Annotated in this window: 20 protein-coding genes and 1 tRNA gene; 18 read left to right on the top strand and 3 right to left on the bottom strand. The window is 63.8% G+C overall.

All coding sequences use genetic code 11. The features are described from left to right. Window positions 1-5: 5 nt before the first annotated feature. Genes QMF81_RS06805 through QMF81_RS06790 form a run of 4 tightly spaced genes read left to right on the top strand, consistent with a single transcriptional unit; the run spans window position 6 to window position 2,941 of the window. Window positions 6-1,193 carry an ATP-binding cassette domain-containing protein gene (locus QMF81_RS06805; protein WP_281749994.1) on the top strand — a complete coding sequence of 396 codons (1,188 nt, stop codon included), beginning with the start codon at window positions 6-8 and terminating at the stop codon, window positions 1,191-1,193. A gap of 11 nt (window positions 1,194-1,204) precedes the next feature. Next, the gene (gene mlaD / locus QMF81_RS06800) at window positions 1,205-1,645 is read left to right on the top strand and encodes an outer membrane lipid asymmetry maintenance protein MlaD (RefSeq protein WP_348772167.1); all 441 of its coding nucleotides are present in this window, start codon (window positions 1,205-1,207) and stop codon (window positions 1,643-1,645) included. Next, window positions 1,642-2,244 carry an ABC transporter substrate-binding protein gene (locus QMF81_RS06795; RefSeq protein ID WP_281749992.1) on the top strand — a complete coding sequence of 201 codons (603 nt, stop codon included), beginning with the start codon at window positions 1,642-1,644 and terminating at the stop codon, window positions 2,242-2,244. The genes mlaD and QMF81_RS06795 overlap by 4 nt, the downstream gene beginning before the upstream one ends. Further along, window positions 2,228-2,941 carry a VacJ family lipoprotein gene (locus QMF81_RS06790; RefSeq protein WP_281749990.1) on the top strand — a complete coding sequence of 238 codons (714 nt, stop codon included), beginning with the start codon at window positions 2,228-2,230 and terminating at the stop codon, window positions 2,939-2,941. The genes QMF81_RS06795 and QMF81_RS06790 overlap by 17 nt, the downstream gene beginning before the upstream one ends. 33 nt (window positions 2,942-2,974) lie before the next feature. On the opposite strand, the gene QMF81_RS06785 is transcribed toward QMF81_RS06790, so the two are convergent. Beyond that, window positions 2,975-3,868 (bottom strand): nitroreductase family protein, encoded by an 894-nt coding sequence (locus QMF81_RS06785; protein WP_281749989.1) that lies wholly within the window; start codon window positions 3,866-3,868, stop codon window positions 2,975-2,977. A 25-nt stretch (window positions 3,869-3,893) separates the two neighbouring features. Between QMF81_RS06785 and QMF81_RS06780 the strand changes: the two genes are divergently transcribed. The 4 genes from QMF81_RS06780 to QMF81_RS06765 are packed head-to-tail and all read left to right on the top strand — an operon-like array spanning window position 3,894 to window position 7,085. Beyond that, complete coding sequence (locus QMF81_RS06780; protein WP_281749987.1) at window positions 3,894-4,778, top strand: zinc ABC transporter substrate-binding protein; 885 nt, start codon at window positions 3,894-3,896, stop codon at window positions 4,776-4,778. A gap of 50 nt (window positions 4,779-4,828) precedes the next feature. Then, the gene (locus tag QMF81_RS06775; RefSeq protein WP_281749986.1) at window positions 4,829-5,596 is read left to right on the top strand and encodes an ABC transporter ATP-binding protein; all 768 of its coding nucleotides are present in this window, start codon (window positions 4,829-4,831) and stop codon (window positions 5,594-5,596) included. Next, entirely contained in the window at window positions 5,593-6,414 is an 822-nt protein-coding gene (locus tag QMF81_RS06770; RefSeq protein WP_281749985.1) for a metal ABC transporter permease, read from the top strand. Before QMF81_RS06775 ends, QMF81_RS06770 begins: the two co-directional genes overlap by 4 nt. Before the next feature lie 11 nt (window positions 6,415-6,425). Then, window positions 6,426-7,085: a hypothetical protein gene (locus QMF81_RS06765; protein WP_281749984.1), complete on the top strand. Its 660-nt coding sequence runs from the start codon at window positions 6,426-6,428 to the stop codon at window positions 7,083-7,085. Here QMF81_RS06765 and QMF81_RS06760 read toward each other — a convergent pair. Beyond that, entirely contained in the window at window positions 7,082-7,453 is a 372-nt protein-coding gene (locus QMF81_RS06760) for a response regulator (protein ID WP_281749983.1), read from the bottom strand. The genes QMF81_RS06765 and QMF81_RS06760 overlap by 4 nt on opposite strands. Before the next feature lie 87 nt (window positions 7,454-7,540). Here QMF81_RS06760 and QMF81_RS06755 point away from each other — a divergent pair, with 87 nt between their 5' ends. The 7 genes from QMF81_RS06755 (at window position 7,541) to QMF81_RS06725 (ending at window position 12,557) form a co-directional block, all read left to right on the top strand. Continuing rightward, a complete protein-coding gene (locus tag QMF81_RS06755) occupies window positions 7,541-7,738 on the top strand; it encodes a hypothetical protein (RefSeq protein WP_281749982.1) in 198 nt (65 codons plus the stop codon). Window positions 7,739-7,744: 6 nt separating this feature from the next. Further along, window positions 7,745-8,689: an ATP-binding protein gene (locus QMF81_RS06750; protein ID WP_281749981.1), complete on the top strand. Its 945-nt coding sequence runs from the start codon at window positions 7,745-7,747 to the stop codon at window positions 8,687-8,689. A 66-nt stretch (window positions 8,690-8,755) separates the two neighbouring features. After that, complete coding sequence (rpsF, locus tag QMF81_RS06745) at window positions 8,756-9,061, top strand: 30S ribosomal protein S6 (RefSeq protein ID WP_281749980.1); 306 nt, start codon at window positions 8,756-8,758, stop codon at window positions 9,059-9,061. Between the two features lie 3 nt (window positions 9,062-9,064). After that, window positions 9,065-9,331: a 30S ribosomal protein S18 gene (rpsR, locus tag QMF81_RS06740; protein WP_281749979.1), complete on the top strand. Its 267-nt coding sequence runs from the start codon at window positions 9,065-9,067 to the stop codon at window positions 9,329-9,331. A gap of 12 nt (window positions 9,332-9,343) precedes the next feature. Beyond that, a complete protein-coding gene (gene rplI, locus QMF81_RS06735; RefSeq protein ID WP_281752943.1) occupies window positions 9,344-9,841 on the top strand; it encodes a 50S ribosomal protein L9 in 498 nt (165 codons plus the stop codon). Further along, window positions 9,816-11,234 (top strand): replicative DNA helicase, encoded by a 1,419-nt coding sequence (gene dnaB, locus QMF81_RS06730; protein ID WP_281749978.1) that lies wholly within the window; start codon window positions 9,816-9,818, stop codon window positions 11,232-11,234. The genes rplI and dnaB overlap by 26 nt, the downstream gene beginning before the upstream one ends. Window positions 11,235-11,255: 21 nt before the next feature. Continuing rightward, window positions 11,256-12,557, top strand: a complete 1,302-nt coding sequence (locus tag QMF81_RS06725) for a phenylacetate--CoA ligase (protein ID WP_281749977.1) — start codon at window positions 11,256-11,258, stop codon at window positions 12,555-12,557. A gap of 35 nt (window positions 12,558-12,592) precedes the next feature. On the opposite strand, the gene QMF81_RS06720 is transcribed toward QMF81_RS06725, so the two are convergent. Beyond that, on the bottom strand, window positions 12,593-13,414 hold the full coding sequence (locus QMF81_RS06720; RefSeq protein WP_281749976.1) for a hypothetical protein: 822 nt from the start codon (window positions 13,412-13,414) through the stop codon (window positions 12,593-12,595). Window positions 13,415-13,556: 142 nt separating this feature from the next. Here QMF81_RS06720 and QMF81_RS06715 point away from each other — a divergent pair. From QMF81_RS06715 to QMF81_RS06705, 3 genes are all read left to right on the top strand, one after another. After that, window positions 13,557-13,633: transfer RNA gene (locus QMF81_RS06715), tRNA-Pro, on the top strand. 145 nt (window positions 13,634-13,778) lie between these two features. After that, window positions 13,779-15,506, top strand: coding sequence for a BamA/TamA family outer membrane protein (locus tag QMF81_RS06710; RefSeq protein WP_281749975.1), 1,728 nt, complete (start codon window positions 13,779-13,781; stop codon window positions 15,504-15,506). Further along, window positions 15,506-19,042, top strand: a complete 3,537-nt coding sequence (locus QMF81_RS06705; RefSeq protein WP_281749973.1) for a translocation/assembly module TamB domain-containing protein — start codon at window positions 15,506-15,508, stop codon at window positions 19,040-19,042. Before QMF81_RS06710 ends, QMF81_RS06705 begins: the two co-directional genes overlap by 1 nt. Window positions 19,043-19,059 lie beyond the last annotated feature (17 nt).

The following is a 19,059-nucleotide window of genomic DNA, read 5'->3' as shown; positions in this document are numbered from 1 at the left end:
GCGCCATGGCAGAGCCCCTCATCCGCTTCGAAAACGTCCGCAAGGCCTTTGGCGAGAAAGTCGTTCTCGACGGCATCAGTCTCGATATCCCACAAAACGCCATCACCGCCATCATCGGCAAAAGCGGCACCGGCAAGAGCGTGCTCGTCAAACACGCCATCGGCCTCTTGCGCCCGGACGCAGGGGAAATCTTCTTTCAAGGGCAAGCCTACAACCGCATGTCCCGGGCCCAATTCGGGGAGGTCAAACGGCGACTGAGCTACATGTTCCAAAACAATGCCCTGTTCGACTCGCTGACGGTGTTCGAGAACATCGAACTCCCCTTGCGCGAGCGCGGCGAGGGCAAACCCAAGGAGCGCGCCGCCCGGGTGCTCGAGGTGTGCGAGCAGCTCGACATCGCTTCCGCCATCAATCAATACCCCAAGGCCCTGTCCGGAGGGATGCAAAAACGCGTGGCCCTAGCACGGGCCCTGATCACCCGGCCCGAAGTCATCTTCTTCGACGAACCCACTACCGGTCTGGACCCGCTGCGCAAGAACACGGTGCTCACCATGATCGCCCAGTACCATGCCCGCTTGGGCTTTACCGCGGTCATCATCACCCACGACGTGCCGGACATCTTTTTCGTGGCCCAGGCCGTGCGCATCCTCGATGACGGTCAGGTGATCTTCTCCGGGACTCCTTTGGAGCTTGAAAGACACGCATCTCCTGCCTTGCGTCCTTATCTCGACGGCCAAGGCATCCTCACCGAGGAGTTGATGGGCTTAGGCAGCCGCGCCGCCTTCGTGACCCAGGCCCAGGCGGTCCAGGGGCAGCCGGACCTGTGGCTCGTGAGCGTGCGCCTGCAAGGCTTGCGGGAGATACGCGATTACCGCGGTCACGTAGCGGCCTTTGCCTGCTTGCAGGAGGTCGCGCGCACCCTGCAGCAGGCTCCCGTGGGCGGGGGCGGCGTCTTTCGAGTCGGCCCCGAGAGCCTCGCCTGTCTGGTCCACGCACCACAGGCCACGGAAGAAGCGCTTGTCCGTCAGGTGGCCATGACGGTAAGTGCGTGTCCGACGGCCTGCTCCTTGGGGACCTTGTCCGGCCGGCGTCGGCTGACCTTCGTGGTCGCAGCCGCCCCTCTGCGCACCGATATCCATCCCCTCCACCAAATCCACAACGCCCTGGTCGCAGCCCGAGGCTTCTCGTTATGAAAAAATCCACGTTGTATACTGTCGTCGGAATCTTCGTCCTGCTGGGGCTCCTCGCCGCCGGATACCTCACCCTCACTTTGGGCAACACCACCCTTTTCGCCCGGGGTATGTATACCATCTTCGCGCATTTCGGCTCCGTGAGCGGACTGCGCGTGGGCAGCACCGTGGAGATCTCCGGCGTGCCGGTGGGAAAAGTCGCGGACATCCAACTCGACCAAGAGCAGTTCTACCAGGCCCGCGTCGTCATGCAGATCCACAACGCCATCCGTATCCCCACGGATTCTTCCGCCGCCATCAAGACCAGCGGACTCATCGGCGACAAGTATGTGCAGATCATCCCGGGAGCGGATGACAAGAATCTTTCGGACGGTGGATCCATCCTGGACACCAAATCCGCTCTGGACATCGAAGAAATGGTCTCCAAGTATGTGTTTGGGAGTGTGAAACAATGAAAAACCGCGCCGCTATACTCGTGGTGCTCGCCACGTGGCTGATCCCTGCATGCGTGTGGGCCGAAACCTCCCCCCTCGCCTTTGTGCGGGAAAATGTGGAACGCGTGGTTGCCGTGCTGGAAAACCCGGATCTCCGGGGAGAGGCGCGGCGCAGCCAGCGCTACGCTGAGCTCTCCCGCATTACGGATGCCTTTTTCAACGCCACGGAACTGGCCCGCCGCGCCCTCGGGCAACGTTGGCGCATGCTCTCAGAAGCTGAGCAGCAGGAGTTCACCCAGCTTTTTCTCGAGCTCATCAAGCAGACCTATCTCGATAAGCTCGATGCCTACAACCACAGCGGCATCACCTACGATCAGGAAATCCTCCAATCCCCCACCCAAGCGGAAGTCGCGCTGACCGTTGCCACGGATAAAGGCCCGCTGCGGGTAGAAATTGCCCTCATCCAGGATACAAACGGCTGGCGGGCCTTTGATGTGACGGTGGAAAATATCAGTCTGGTGCGCAACTTCCGCACGCAGTTCCAAAGCATCTTACAGTCGAATCCCCCCCAATATCTCATCCACATCCTCAAGGAGAAAGTCCATGGCTCGACTCAGTAAGCTCACCGTGATGCTCCTCGTGGCTTTGATGCTTGGGGCGTGTGCCGCCAAGCACGCCCCTGCCCCGGACACGGCGTTCCCAGAAGAGCAGCCCATCCCGGACCCCCTGGAACCCTTCAACCGGGCCATGTTCCGCTTCAACGACTGGTTCATCACCGATGTCTTCGGCCCGGTGCGCACGGTGTACGTGGGCGTCTTCCCGCAGGACGTGCGCAACGGCTTCGGCAACTTCTACCGCAACCTCGCAACTCCAGTGCGGGTGGCCAACGATATCCTCCAGCTCAAGGTGGACAAGGCCATTGCCGAAGTGGTGCGCTTTGTCCTCAACACCACCTTTGGAACCTTGGGCCTCTTCGACGTGACCCGCAACATCGCCTGGCTCAACCCCTCGCCGGAAGACTTCGGGCAGACCTTGGGGCACGCAGGAGCGGGGTACGGCGCCTATCTGGTCCTTCCCTTCCTCGGGCCCACCAGTGTGCGTGACACCGTAGGGATGGTGGCGGACAATTTCGCCCACCCCTTCTTCTGGGCCCAACCTCTGGCGGACGCCGCAGTGCCCATGCGCATCCACGACCGCGCCAATGCCCTGTCCCAGTACTTCGACGAATACCAACAGGCCAAGGCCGACGCCTTTGACCCCTACATCAGCTTCAAGGACATCTACACCCAGCACCGGGACGCCTTGGTGCAACAGTAAGAAGCAGAAGGCGCCCCTTTCCGGGGCGCCCGTTCACCACGGCTGGCTGTGCAAATCCGAGGTCACCCGAAAGGTGTGGCGGATCTCGCGGTTGACGGCGCGCTGAAAGCGCACCGCCGGATAGCCGAGCAGCATGGCATACATGACATGGTCTTCGGGGATGCCCAGGCTTTGCGCCACTTGGGGCACCACCGCCTGGACGGCCCAGGTGGCAAAGCCGCACCACAATGTCCCAAGACCCAAGCTTTGGGCCAAAAGCTCCACCTGGGCGAGGGCGATATACACATCCGCCTCAGGAGAGGGTCCGCCCTTGGGGCTCGAGGCAATGATCATGTGCGGCGCCTGACGAAACACGAGGTCCTGGCCCTCGGCAAAGCGCCGGGCCAAGGCGGCAAAAAATGCAAGGCCCTCCGGCAAGGTATTTTCCGCCGCAGCCCGGGCAACGCCCTCCATGACCGTGCGCCGCAAGCGCTCCATGACCGCGGCATCGTCCACCACCGTAAAGCGCGTGGCGCGGACGTTTTTCCCGGTCGGTGCATAGGCCAGGGCCTCCACGAGACGCTGAAAAAGCGCCGGCTCCACCGGTTTTTGGACAAAACGCCGGCAGGAGCGACGCTGCCGAAGGAGCCGCTCCATGGCCTCCGGAGCGGGGAGCTCCCCCAAAGGCGGGCAGGTGTCCGGCTGCACCCCTGCCACGGAAAACGCCCCTACCGGACACACCGCCAGACAATGCTGACATTGGAGGCACGCCTTTTCCCGGTGGGGCAAGATCCCGGCCACGCCATCACGCAGCTCGATGATCCCCACGGGACACTCGGTGACGCACTCTCCACACCCCACACACCGGTCGGCATCCACCTGCCATTGCAGCATCTGGTTCTCCTCTTCCCTTGGCAGAACGCCCTGTTTTGCATAGCCAAGATGCATCTAACGTTTCGGCCTCGGAGGAATCATGGTTTGGCGATATTTCGCGACGCTTCTCGTATGCCTCATGCCTCTTTCCGCCAGCGCCGCCCTTTCTGTGGTGGTTCCCATAGCGCCGCTGGCGGAGATCGTCCAAGCAGTGGGCGGCAGTCACGTGTCCGTCACGGTCCTCGTGCCCCCTGGCGCTTCGCTGCATACCTACGAGCCCAAGCCCATGCAAATGGCCGCTGTGGCCCAGGCTCGGCTCTACTGTAGCGTCGGCGACGTCTTCGACACGGTGTGGGTGCCGCGTTTTCGCAGCGCCAACCCGCAGATAACCGTGCTCGAACTCTGGTCCGGCATCGAGCGGATCCCCATGCCTGCCCACCACGATGACCACGAGGGAGATCACGGCCACCACGCCGAAGCCCATCCGGAAGGCATGCCCGATCCGCACATCTGGCTCGACCCCATGCTCGTGGCGCACATGAGCGAAAAGATTCGCGACGCCCTGACCGCCCTGGACCCGGACCATGGTGCGGAATTTGGCGCCAACCACAAAGCCTACCAGGAACGCCTCACCCAGTTGGACGCCTCCATCCGCACGCTCCTTGCCCCCATCCCGGAAGATCGCCGCGCCTTTCTCGTGTTTCACCCCGCCTGGGGATATTTTGCCCGCGCCTATGGACTGCGGCAAATCCCCATCGAGGTCCACGGCAAAGAGCCGAGCCCCCGGCAGCTTGCAGCCACGGTGCGCATGGCCCGCGCCACAGGCGCCCAAGTGATCTTCGTCCAGCCGCAGATCTCCTCCAAGGCGGCTCAAACTGTGGCCCGGGAAATTGGGGGCAGCGTGGTCACCCTCGATCCCCTCGCCCCGGACCTCAGCGCCAATCTCGAACGCGCCGCGCACGCCATCGCCAAGGCCCTGCGTTGACGCAAGGACGTATCTTGCCAGAAGCGGTGGAAACCACTAGGCGGGCGCCTATGGTTTCCGCCGCCCCCATCGTCGCATTCCAGCATGTCACCTTTGCTTACGACGCCGAGCCCGTACTGGAAGACATCGACTTTACCGTCATGCCCGGCGACTATGTGGCGGTGGTGGGCCCCAATGGCGGGGGCAAAACCACGTTGATCAAGCTCATCCTCGGGGTGCTCTCCCCCCAGGAGGGCACGATTCACGTCTGCGGAGAAAGTCCCCGCAAGCGGCAGACAAGCATCGGCTACGTCCCCCAGCACGCTGCCTTTCAGCCCCATTTTCCCATCACGGTGCTGGAAACCGTGCTCATGGGCCTTCCCCGTGAAGGCCGCCGCACCCCCGGTTACCGGGCAGAAGACAAGGACCGGGCCATGACGGCCCTCAAGCAGGTGGGCATGGAACACGAGGCCCGCAAACGCTTCGACGCCCTCTCTGGGGGGCAAAAGCAGCGCACCCTGGTGGCCCGGGCCCTCGTGGCCGCCCCCAAGCTGGTGCTCTGTGATGAACCCACGGCCAATGTGGATCCGCACGGCAAGGTGTGTCTTTTCGACCTCTTTGCCAGCCTTGTGCCGCAGCACACGGTGATCGTGGTGAGCCACGATCTCGTGGCCACGGCCAGCAGTGTCACGAGCGTTGCCGTGGTCAATCGCCGCATCATCCAGCGTCGTCGCCTCGACGCGGCCATGCTCACGCTCATGTATGGAGAGCACGGGGCCAGCTGCCCGATCTCCGAGTATCTCCAGGGCTTGCACCAATCCCACCCTCCCCGACCATGACGGCGCTGCTCCATCTCCAATTCTTCCAATACGCCCTCGCAGCCGCCCTTCTGGCAAGTATTGCCTGCGGCATGGTGGGCACCTTGATCACCGTCAATCGCCGCACGTTTCTGGCCGGCGCCGTATCCCACGCTGCCTACGGCGGGGTGGGACTGGCCATCTTTCTCGGCATGCCCGTGCTGCCAGTGACCCTCGTCTTCACTATCGCCGCCGCGCTCCTCATGGCCGTGATCGTGCGCCGCCTCCCAGCCCGAGCCGACAGCCTCATCGGCGTACTCTGGGCGGCCGGGATGTCGGCAGGGATTTTACTGGTCGATTTTTCCGAAGGCTACAACGCGGACCTGATGAGCTACCTCTTTGGGAGCATCCTGGCGGTGTCCCTGCGAGACCTGATCATCATGGCGGCCGCAGACCTCTTGATGGCAGCCATAATCTTCTTCTGGTACAAGGACTTTTTGGCCATGTCCTTCGATACCGAGTTCGCCCGCGCCCTCGGCGTCCCGGTGGAGCGCATGCACGACCTCCTCCAGGTCCTCATCGCCGTGGCCGTGGTGCTGCTCATCCAATTGGTGGGACTCGTGCTCGTCATGGCGCTTTTCACCATCCCGCCCATGGTGGCCGAAACCCATACACGCTCTTTGGGACAGACCATGATCCTCGCCACCCTCATCTGCGTGGGAGTGACTCTCAGCGGGCTGGCCCTGGCAGTCGCCGCCAACCTCACGTCGGGAGCCGCCATCGTGGCCGTGGCCGTGGCGGTTTGTATGCTGAACGCCGTGCTCACCCGGAGACGTCCACGGAACTTCCCCCTTGCATAAGGAGCATCGTGATGCGCACGTTTTTTCTCGGATTCCTCCTGCTGTGCACGGCCTGCGCCACGCTCACGCCGGAAAAGCCCCGCCAACCAGCGCTCCCGAACGAGCCCTCCTCCGTCCCAACGCCCGCCGGCCCCACGGGAGCCGCCATGCCGCCCGATACCCCTTGCCTGCCCTGTGCCCAGGCGCACGAGGCGGCCAGCAACGCAGCCTGCTTTCACCTCGTCCCGGGCGCCCCGGCCCAAAAAAACAAAAAAGGAAAGACCATCCGTCCTGGTCGGATGTGCCAACCGCAAAGCCTCATCTACGCCCGCTGCCGCTCGGGTATTATGACCTGTAAGCTCGGCAACACCAGCCCGGAAGGATGGTTCGCCTGCGCCCAAAAAGCGGGGAACACCACCTCAACCCCTCAGGCAGGCGCGGTGATGGTGCTGGCAGCCAATGCCAAGCGCAAGATGTTTACCGGCCATCCCGTGTACGTGGAAAAGGTCTGCCGGGAAACGGACGGCACCTGGACACTCACCATCAGCCATACCAACTACGACCGGCAATGCCACTTGGACCAGAATGCCCTCGTCCGCTTCGATCCCAGGACCATGACGGCGACATTCCGCAGCGGCCCATGGGCACCGTGGGCCAAAGGCCTGCGCGTCTTGGGATTCATTGTCCGCTAGCGCGATGGCGGACGATCCAGGAGACTTTGCACCGTCCGCACCAGCTCGCCCACATCCGAACTCTTGACCACATACGCATCTGCGGCGATGGATTTGAGGTCGTGCCGGAAGCAGTCGTAGGCGGTACACAAGACCACCGGCAGGTGGGGATAGCGGGTGCGGATCCTCTGCAAAAGATCGAGACCACTCGTCCCTTCTCCCAAACGGATGTCGAGGACGACGAGATCCGGCGCAAGGCGCTCTACAACGGCATCCACGTCTTCCGACGTGCCATCAAAGGCCTCGGCCCTCAGCCCCAGACGGCGAAACTCCGCCGTATAGAGCATACGGATGATGGGTTCGTCATCGATCACGAGTACGGTGGGCATGGGGCACCTCCTGCGCCATCCGTCTTACCATACAGCGTTTCCGAACCCAAGCGAAAAACGACCCTGTGCACCAAGGAGACTCGGACAATGATCACCGTCCACCTCGAACCCGAAGGCGGTACCCTCACGTTCCCGCGCATCACCACGGTGCTGCAACTGCTCCATAAAACCGGACGCAAGCCCGGTCGAGCCCTCGTCATTCGGGGAGGGGAACTGCTCACTGCAGACCGGCGCCTGGCTGCCGGCGACACCATCATCCTGCGCGACGTGGGATCCCGGGGGTAAAAACCAATGAAATGTACGCGTTGTCGTGAACTCGCTGCCGTGGCCCTGCCGAGTCACCACTCGGCCTTCTGCCCGGAATGTTTTCTCCTCTTTTGCCGCCGCATGGTGGAGCGGGCCATCCACGACCATGCCATGTGCACCCCGGAAGACCGCATCCTCGTGGCCCTTTCCGGCGGCAAAGACTCCCTGTCCCTGGCCTGGATCCTGCGCGAGCTCGGCTACCAGGTGACCGGCCTGCACATCGACCTGGGGATTCCGGGATCCTCTGCCGTGGCCCGTCGCATCACGGAAGATTTCTGCGCCCGCCAGGGCATCGCACTCCATGTGCTCGAGATGGAAGCCATGGGCCTCGGCATGGCCCAGGTACGCCAACGGGTCAAACGTCCCATCTGCTCGGTGTGCGGCCAAACCAAGCGCTATTTCTTCAACCGCTTTGCCCTGGAAAACGGTTTTTCCGTACTCGCCACGGGGCACAATCTCGATGACGAGACCTCGCGCCTCCTGGCCAATGTCCTGCGCTGGGATGCCGATTTCCTGGCCGATCAAGGACCAGTCCTCGCGGCGCAGGAAGGCTTTGTGCGCAAGATCAAGCCGCTCTACCGGCTGACGGAATTCGAAACCGCCAACTTGAGTTTTCTTCTCGGCATCGAGACCGCCTCGGCCCCGTGCCCCTACAGCGCCAAGGCCACCTTTCCGGTGTACAAACACCTCCTGGCGGACCTGGAAGACCGCCAGCCGGGCCGCAAGCTCCAATTCTACGAAGGCTTCCTCAAACACGGCCGCAAGCACTTCGCCTCGCGCAGCACCCCCGACCTTACCCCCTGCATCCGCTGCGGCTCGCCAACGTCGACGGAGCTTTGTGGCGTCTGTCGGCTCAAGGCAATGATGGCGAGCGCCATTGCCTCGGACCAGCCCGCGGACGACGACCTTGACAGTCGCCCGCAGGCCTGACTAACAAGCCATTTTTCCTTGCTCGCCCCCCATGGGAGCGGGCTATAACCCACAAGGAGGACAATCATGACAAGGTACGAGCAGCTGCTCCTTTTCAGCCCGGAATTGGGCTCCGAGGAGCGCCAGGCCGTGCTGGACCGCCTGGGCGCCGTGATCGAGCGCGAAGGCGGACAGGTCCTGGCGGTGGATGATTGGGGCATGAAGGATACTGCCTATCCGGTACGCAAGTTCACCCGCGGTCATTACGTGCGTCTGGAAATGGCCATGCCGGGTGCGGCGGTGTCCGAATTGGAGCGCAATGTGCGCATCAGCGAAGGGATCCTCAAGTTCATCACCGTGCGCCTGGCCGGCGCCGCCCAGCAGGAGGCCTAACCCATGTCCCAGCCCAAAAAGAAATTCGCCCCGCGCAAAAAGTTCTGCCGCTTCTGCGATAACCCCGAGCTCCCCTTGAGCTACAAGAATCCGGACGTGCTTGCGGATTTCATCACCGAGCGCGGCAAGATCATTGCCAGCCGCGTCACCGGGACCTGCGCCAAGCATCAGCGCGCCCTGACGCGGGAGATCAAGCGGGCCCGCCAGATGGCCCTGCTCTACTACACCGCCACCCACAGCACCGACGTGCTCAAAAAGTCCAAGATCTAGGAGGCTGCCATGATGAAAGTCATTCTGCGCGCCGATGTGGACAATCTGGGCCGTCTGGGGGACATCGTCACCGTCAAGCCCGGCTACGGCCGCAACTATCTGTTGCCCCAAGGACTGGCGTCTTTGGCCACTCCTTCCAACCTCAAGGTCTTCGAACAGGAACGCAAAAAGCTGGAAGCCAAGAACAACGCCCTGCGTGCCGCGGCCCAGGAACTGGCGGACAAGCTGGCTGCCGCCCAGGTGCGCATCGAAGTGCGTGTGGGCGAGAACGACAAGCTCTATGGCTCTGTGACCAGCACCCAGATCGCCGAAGCCCTGGCGGCCCAAGGGATCGAGGTGGATCGCCGCAAGATCCTCCTGGCAGAGCCCATCCGCTCCCTGGGCCTGTACACCGTGGAAGTGAAACTCCACCCTGAGGTGGTCGCCACACTGCAGGTGGAAATCGCCAAGCCGGGTCAGCCTGCCGCGCAAGAGCCCGCTGCCGATGCCCCCACGGAAGCCATCGAGTAGCTCCCGTCGCTCCGAGGACGCTGTGCATGCGGCGTCTTCGGAGCTTTTGCGCAAAGTTCCCCCGCACAACCTGGAGGCCGAACAGGCCGTGTTGGGTGGGGTTTTTCTCCACAACGAACTCTTCCACCAACTCGTCGACATCCTCTGTGCCGACGACTTCTACTCTCCTGCCCATCGCACCATCTACGCCGCCTGCGAGGATCTCTACCGCCGCGGGCAGCCCATGGACCTGGTGACCGTGGCCGAGCACCTTGCCTCCCATGGCCAATTGGATGCCGTGGGCGGGTCCGTGTATTTGGCCTCACTCACCAATGCTGTGGCCTCCGGAGCCAATGCCGTCTTTCATGCAGGCATCGTCCGGGACAAGGCGGTACGGCGACGACTCATCCAAACCGCAGCGGAAGTGCTCACTTCCTGTTTCGAAAACGCCGAAGACACCGAACGCCTCCTCGACGACGCCGAGCAGCGCATCTTTGCCGTGGCCGAAGCCAAAACGCGGCCGGGCTTCATCTCCAGTAAAGACCTCGTCACCCGAGTCTTCGAGCAGCTCGAAAAACGCGCCGGCCAGGGGGAGCTCATCACCGGAGTACCTACCGGGTACTTGGATTTCGACCGCATGACCGCAGGGCTCCAGCGCTCGGACCTAATCATCGTGGCTGCCCGGCCGTCCATGGGCAAGACGGCGCTCGCCCTCAACATGGGCATGCGCGCTGCGGTGCACCACGGGGTGCCGGTGGCCATCTTCTCTCTGGAGATGTCCATGGAACAGCTCATGATGCGTATGCTTGGCTGCCACGCCCGCGTCGACCTTTCGCGTCTGCGTACCGGTTTCCTCAACGACGAAGACTGGGCCCGCCTCTATCAGGCAGCGGACGAGCTCTCCCATGCGCCCATGTTCATCGATGACACCCCTGCGCTGTCCACCATGGAGATCCGCGCCCGCTGCCGCCGACTCAAGGCGGAAAAAAATATCGGTCTGGTGATCGTGGACTACCTGCAACTGATGCGCTCCAGCCGCTCCCAAGACTCCCGCGAACAGGAGATCTCCGACATCTCCCGCAGCCTCAAGGCCCTGGCCAAGGAACTGGACATCCCGGTGGTGGCCCTGGCCCAGCTCAACCGCAAAGTGGAAGAACGCTCCGACAAACGCCCCGTGCTCTCGGACCTGCGCGAATCCGGCGCCATCGAGCAGGACGCCGACGTCATCGTCTTCATCTACCGCGACGCAGCCTACAACAAGGCTGAAGACAACCCCAACAAGAACATCGCCGAAATCATCATTGGCAAGCAGCGTAACGGCCCTGTGGGGAGCCTGCGGCTTGCCTACTTCGGTCAGTACACGGCATTCGAAAATCTCACCGATGCGGGGATCCCATCGGAGCACGGCCTCTAACCTCAACCTGCCGAGGACGCCATGCACCACGCCTTCTGCCCTGAAGAATTCTGGTCCCAGGATACGCTGCGCGCCGTTCAATCCACTCGCCTACAAACGATTATCGAGGCCGCTGCCCGTTCTCCCTTCTATGGCCAGCGTTTTGCCGAACTCGGCATTCGTCCTGAGGACATCCGCAGCGTCGACGACATCCGGAACCTTCCCTGCACCACCAAAGATGACCTCCGGGCCGCTTATCCGGATAAGATGCTCACCCTCCCGGTTCGCCAGATGGCCCGGCTGCACGCCTCTTCCGGCACCACCGGCGCAGCCACCGTGGTGTACTATACCCACAACGACCTTGCCGCATGGGCCGACTTGGTGGCCCGCTGCATGCACATGACCGGCATCCGCGCCGACGACACCTTCCAGAACATCGCGGGCTACGGGCTCTTCACCGGCGGGCTTGGATTCCACTATGGCGCCGAACGCCTGGGCTGCCTCACTATCCCTGCCGGAGCGGGCAACTCTAAACGTCAGCTCAAACTCCTGGAAGATTTCCGGGTTACAGCAGTCCATATCATTCCTTCCTACGCCCTGCACCTGGCCTCGGTCATGGAAGAAATGGACTTTGATCCCAAACGCCTTTCCCTGCGCATTGCCCTCATCGGCGCAGAACCCCATACCGAGGCCATGCGCCGCCGCATCGAAGCCTTTTTCGGGGTGCGCGCCTACAACTCCTACGGCCTTTCGGAAATGAATGGCCCGGGAGTGGCCTTCGAGTGCCCGGAGCAAAACGGCATGCACCTGTGGGAAGACGCTTACATCGCGGAGATCATCGACCCCACCACCGGAGATCCGGTACCGGAAGGCCAGATGGGCGAGCTCGTGCTCACCACCCTCACCCGCGAAGGGATGCCGCTTGTCCGCTACCGCACCCGCGACCTCACCCGTTTTCTGCCTGGCCATTGCCCCTGCGGCCGGACCCATCGCCGCATCGACCGCATCAGCGGCAGGTCCGACGACATGATCATCCTCAAAGGGGTCAACATCTATCCCATGCAAGTGGAAAGCGTGCTCATGGACATCCCTGAGGTGGGGCAAAATTATCTCATCGTCCTTGAGCGCGAAGGATTCCTCGATCAGATGCGGGTCAAGGTGGAGGTCAAGGACGAGTTCTTCGTGGAAGACATGCGGGCGCTCAAGGCCCTGCAGCAGCGCATCGCCGCCAAATTACGAGACGAGATCCTCATCACCCCACGGGTGGACCTGGTGGAGAGCAACTCTCTGCCCAAAAGCGAAGGCAAGGCGGTACGGGTGCAGGATCTCCGACCCAAGCAATAGCTTCTTCGATCCTCCACCGAATACGCGGGAGCGCTTCAATCGTGCTGCGGCGCTCCCGCTGTTTTTCCAATGTGGCATATACGCTTGTCCGTCCCCCGAAAGGCCGATTCCAGTACCGAATCAGCAACCTCGCGCTGCTCTCGGTAAATGCGCTGGCACATTTCTTTGACCGCTCCTCGGGCCACTTCCTCGGCAGGGGGCTCCGGCCACGGCACAAGCCCGAGAGAGACCGGGTCCACCAGTGGCAGGGCAAGGGAGGCGTCCAGGGAGCACAACTCCGCCCCACAGCCTAAAATGGAAGCCGTGTCCTGGGCAGCGGGGTCCAAACGCCGCGCAAACTCCAAGCTCTCCGAGGGGCGGTAGGCCGCGTTGGTATGCTCGATCCGGGCGTTGAGCTCGGTGCACAGGGAGAGCACCTGCTGGTATCCCGGGGTGTGCAGGGTGCGGCCCGGGAGGCTTGGGTCCGGGTACGGCCGACCATGATGGTATTCCTCAAGGGTATCGGCCCAGCGTTCGTACACCGCCCAGACGATTTTGCAGTAGAGCCCCTGGCGGGTGAAGCTATGGGGGCGGGGAAATTGCACCAAGCACGCCTGGACCTCGTACAGACGCGCTTCGGGCAGACGAACGCCCAAGCGCTCCAACAACGCACGGGTGTTGGCTTCCCCTCCCAGTACGCAACTTAGAGCCGCAGTCCATGTTTCGAGCTTTTGGGCAATGCGATGCACCTTCTGCGCCCAGTCCATAAGCAGTGCACGGTCCCGCTCCACCGCCTTGCGGGCCCCAAAAAAGGTATCCGCTGCCTGACGGAGGCTTTCATACCGCAGCCCCTCTGCCCACTCCTCCATGCGTCCCATAGATCCTCCATAACGTTGTGTCTGACCTTGCTTGCCTTGCTCCAGGATTCTCGGTCAACCACGGCGTGGGGTGTTTTTGCCGCCAAGCCATCCCTGATGATTGACACCCCCAAAGGCTTGTCGCTATGGGCGTTCCCCTCAACGGGGCGTAGCGCAGTTTGGTAGCGCATCGGTTTTGGGAACCGAGGGCCGCTGGTTCGAGTCCAGTCGCCCCGACCACGACAAAAACAGGCCATGGATCGACATCCTGGCCTTTTTTGCTGCAAGACCTTCCGTGCGGCTTTGACGTAGCCCATCTCGCCATACTACGCACAAAACCCTGCGGCCCCTTGCCACAACCCACGGCGCCCACTAGAGCCTTGGCATGCGTGGCCTTCTTTGCCTCTTCTTCCTCCTCTTCTTTCTCCTGCCTGCGCTGGCCTGGGCGCTTACCATCCACCTCAACGGCGCCCCTGCCGAGGTAGAGACTGCCTTCCGCCAGGAGAGTCAATTTCTCGATCCAGACCTCCCCCAGGATGTCCCTGCCCTGCAGCAGGAGCTCCGCCTCCGGCGCGACGCCTCCACTCTTCAAGAAATCCTTCAAAGCTTCGGATACTTCCAAGCAGAGGTAGCAAGCGGACTCAACGCCACCGACGTCACCTTCACGGTCACCCCCGGTCCCCGTTTCACCTTTGCCCAACCTTCCCTTGAGGCCCCGGAACTTCCTGGAGAGCTTCGCGCCCAATTGACCGAGCGCCTCGCCCCCGTATCTGCGCCCCATCCCTATTTCGCTGGCACCGTTCTCGATACCGAGGCCGCTCTGCTCGCGATCCTTCGCCAAAACGGCCACCCACGCCCCTTAGCCGAACGCCGCGTGGTCGCCCACCACGCATCACGCACCGTCACCGTGACCTGGCAGCTTGCTCCCGGCGCCCCCCGCGTCTTTGGAAACACCACCATTGACACGCCTCCAGCCCTTGACCCTGCCTACGTCGAACGCCGCCTCAGGTGGCGGCCCGGCGAACCCTATGACGTGCGTACGGTGGACGCCACCCGCATCCGGCTGCTGCGCACTGGACTCTTTTCCGCGCTCCAGGTGGAAGAAGACGATACCGCTCCAGGAGAGGCGCTGCCCATGCGCATTCGCGGCCAACTGGCCGCGCCGCGCACCGTCCGCGCCGGACTCTGGTACTTCACCGACGGCGGCCCCGGGGTGGAAGGCGGGTGGGAGCACCGCAATTTTTTGGGCGCAGGCGAGCGTTTCACCACAGACCTCACCCTGTCCCAAGACCGCTCCCAATGGGAAACCCAGCTCGTCTTTCCGGACGCAGCCGGCGTGGACCGACGTTTGGTGCTCTCCGGCAAGGCCCTGGACGAAACCACCAAAGCCTACCGCACCCGAAGCATCACCGTGGGGAGCCTGCTCAACATGGACCTGGACAACCGCCTGAACGTGGAAGGCGGGCTGCGCTATCGCTTGAGCCGCGTGGACGGCACCACCCGCGAGACGCACAATCTCCTCTCCACGCCCATGCAGGTGACCTTCTCGAGCGTCGTGGACCTCCTGGATCCCCGCCAGGGCGTGCGCCTCACCTTCCAAGTGGAGCCGTTCACCTCCCTTGAGGACGCAAGCCGCTCTTTCCTCCTGACCTCGATATCCGGACGCATGTACCTTCCCTTGGGCCCGCGCTTGACCCTGGCCCTGCGCGGTCGCAGCGCCGCCATCACCGGTGTGGGCAGAAGCCGCGTGCCCCAAGATGTCCGCCTCTACGCCGGCGGGCCGCAGTCCATTCGGGGGTTTGCCTCCCAGAGCGCCGGGCCCTTGGACGCCGACGACACCCCTGAAGGCGGGCTCGCGGCGGTAGACGGGTCTGCGGAACTGCGCTGGCGCCTCACCGACACCTGGGGGCTCGCCGCCTTTGTGGACGGCGGCGGCGCCTTTGCCCAGCACACCCCCGATCGCCTGGGCGACCTCTTTTGGGGGGCAGGGCTTGGTCTGCGCTACGCAACCCCCATCGGCCCGCTGCTTTTGGATATCGCCGTGCCGGTGGTAGGAAGACGCGACAGCGACGCCCCATTCCAAATCTATATCAACTTCGGACAGGCCTTTTGATGACCCGCCGATACCTCGCCATCACGAGCAGCATCCTTCTGGCCGTCCTTACCGTTGCGGCCTTCAGCCTGACTACGCAGCCAGGCCGCGACCTCCTTGCCCGCGGCATCTCGTGGCTAGTGAGCTCCCCCGAGCAGCGCGTGAGCCTCGTGGGGCTCGACATCGACCGCCGAGGGACCATCTTCGCTGAGCAAATCCAGGTGGAAGACGCCCGCGGAGCCTGGATCTGCGTCCAGCGTGTCAGCATCACGCCCCATTGGCGTCAGGTACTTTCCGGGGCCCTAGCACTGGAGACGATGCACGCAGCACGCGTGCAGCTGCTGCGCCTGCCACAGGCTTCTTCAAGCACGACGGCGCCGTCAGCGTTCTCAATCCCTCTCATGATGGTGGACACCGCGACCTTCGAGGAGTTGGCGCTGGAGGCGCCGGTACTGGGAAGCCCCCTTCGGGCCGCCCTCCAGGCCCGCATCCAGTGGAACGCCCCCCAATGGCAGGTGGATCTTGCGCTCGAGGATCTCGAGGGCGACGGCACCTTGAGCCTTCACGGCCAGTCAGACGGGCAGGAAGTTTCCCTTCAGGCACGCGTGCACGAAGAGCGCGGCGCACTCCACCGCCTGCTCACCAGCGCTACCGGCCCCATAACGATGCAGCTTGCCGCAAGCGGTCCCCTGCACGCCTGGCGCGGCCAGATCACGCTCCACCTCGCCGACCTCGCCGCAGCCAACGCCGACTTGGAGATGGAAGGCGACCGCCGACTGCACGTCCATGCGCAAATGCATGCCGGGGAAGCGCTGCCTGCCTGGGCCCGAGAGCCGCTGCACGCAGAAGCCACCCTCACCTGGGATGCGCACGGGATCGAGGTCCCGCACCTCGCCCTCGTGCACCCGGTGGTCACCGTCACCGCCCAAGGACGGATGGACGGCAGCCGCGGCGCGTGGAACGCCACCGTGAACGCAACGCAAGGCGAATTCACGGCCGCCTGGAGCGGCAGCCTGCACCACGACGCCCAGGGCGTCTCGTGCGCTGGGCAGGTGCACGCACAGTGGACGCAAGGACGCGATCCCGTCTTCGCCGAAGCGAGCGGCGATATCCATGTGGCCTGGGACGGGCCGTGGGAGACCCGCTGGGACGTGAGCGCCACCCTGGCATCCCCCGGGCCGTGGCGCGGGCAGTTGGAACTCGCCGGCCCGGCCCTTGCCCCCCAAGGGACGGTGCGCTTGCTCCTCGTGGAGCATCCGCCCCTTCCCCTCGTACTCTCCCGCCTCTTGGGCACGGCCCCTTCGGTGTCCGCGCAGTGGGCTGTGACCGCAGGCAGACTCCATCTGCGCGGGCTGCACCTGGAGGCGCCGCTCAGCGCCCAGGGGGACATGCAGGTAACGGCCCAGGGCATCACCACGCATGGGGATATGCGCCTTGCGCCCCGGGTGCTCGACCTGGCCCCGCACGGAGGACAGGCAAGCCTGGAAGGCACCTGGCCCCACGACATCACCGCCACCTTCCACCTGCCGCGCGTCGACCTTGCCCCGACGGATAAATCACCGGGGCTTGGCGACCTTCGCGGCCGGGTGCACTGGCAGCAGCCCCAAATCACCCTGGAGGCCACGGCTACGGCGCAAGGGATGCCGCTTAGAGCCGCCCTGCAGGGGGCGTATACATCCACGGCATTGCGTATCGATACCGGACGCCTGGAAGCCGGCCCCAACCAGTTGACCTGCTCCGGGACCTGGGATCCCCATGCCATGCGTCTTACGGGCCAAGCCCAGCTCCACGCCCCGGACCTTGGCCCCATAAGCCGTTGGCTCGGGACCAGTCTGCAGGGGAGCCTCAGCGCAGAAACCACAGTACGCACCCAAAAAGATACGCGCCGGATCACTGCGCACGGCCACGGCCAGGTGGACGGCGCAGGCTGGACAACCGGCGCCATGGAATTTTCCGGCGAGCTCCAAGACTCCCGTCTCGAGGCCCGGCTTGCCCTCAAGGGCCCGCAGATCGGAACCATATCCCTGGACACCACGCTCCTCACCCTCGTCGGCCCCATGGACGAGCTGACGGCAGAACTCCGCGCCCAGGCCAAGGCCAACACGGTGCACGCCACCGTGCGCACGCATCAGGGCTTTCCCCCCAAAAGGATCGAGGTCAGCGCGCTTTCCGGCCGGATTCTCGGGCTTGCCCTCTCCCAGACAACCGCGCTGCGCCTCACACTGGGAAAAGAGGAAATCTCCTGGACTCCCTGGCAGCTCCAACTGGGCTCCACCCGATTCACCGCCCAAGGCCGTGTGGGGCAGACGCTGGAGGCGCGCGTGGGCATCCACGGAAGCCTCGCCCCCATCCCCGGCCTTGCCGGTCTCGTGAACCAACGCCTTGCCGGAGAGGTCAACGCCACGGCCACGGTGTCCGGGCCATCCAGCGATCCCCGCGTGCATGTGCAGGCGGTGGCCGAAGCGGTGCGCTACGAACACCTCCAATGGGGCCTCCTCTTCCAGCATGGCCGCGGCCGCGTGGAAACCACCGCGGACGGCATGGTCCTGGCACTCCACGGTCAAGACGCCCACAACGGCACGGCCCTCTTCACCGGCAGGTGGGATCTCAAAGATACCGCCCGCATCCAGGGGCAGCTCGCGGCCTTTACCCTCATGGACACCGATGCCGCCCAAGTGGCGGCCTCAGGCGCCATCGAGCTTCTGTGGCAGCAGGCGGGCCGCATCACCGCCGATCTGGAGATCCCCAAGGCCCATATCCGCCTGCCGCGCAACCTGACGACCATCCCGCGGCTGGAGGTGGAAGAAGAGCCCCCGGCCGCGGGGACGCAACCCACCGCCAAGACCGCTCCGCCCCTGAGTGTGGACCTCCGGCTGCGCACCACCGCCCCAGCCACGGTCCAAGGTCATGGGCTCACCAGTTCCTGGAATGCGCAGCTGCATCTCGTCGGCAATCTCGCGCAGCCGACAATCGACGGAGAACTGCTCCTGCACCAAGGGGATTGGCAATTCCTGGGGCGCCGCTTCAACCTTACCCAAGGCCGCATCCACTTTCCCGAGCCTGGGCGGCCTTTCGTGGATCTCACGGCCCGCGCCACCGCCCCAGGCATCGAGACCACCGCCCGCCTGATGGGGCCCACGGACGCCTTACACCTGGACCTTTCTTCCACCCCGACGCTGCCCACGGAAGAGATCCTGGCGCGCACGCTTTTTGGCCGCTCCCTGCGACAGATCTCCGCCTTCCAGGCCTTGCGCCTGGCCCAAGCAGCAGCAAGCTTGGGCAATCCCCGCGGGGCGGCAGGGGCGCTCAAGGGTCTCGAGGAGCTCGAGGCCAAAATCCGCAGTACAGGGATCGATGTGGGCACCGACGCCCAGGACAATCCCACCATCGGCATCGATCGCGAGATCGGCGACTACCACATCCGGGCAGAGCGCAGCCTGGGCGGGGGCGACACGACCCGCGTCGAGGTGCAAATCACCCCCAATCTTGGGGTGCGCACGGAAATAGGCGGCGACTCGCGCCAAGGGGCGGGAGTGCAATGGAGTATGGACTACTAGCCCCGTCTGGGGCCGGG

This window comes from Thermodesulfomicrobium sp. WS (assembly GCF_027925145.1).
Classification (GTDB): domain Bacteria; phylum Desulfobacterota; class Desulfovibrionia; order Desulfovibrionales; family Desulfomicrobiaceae; genus Thermodesulfomicrobium.
Note: the sequence above shows the minus strand (reverse complement) of the source record. Positions and strands in the feature narration are given on the sequence as shown.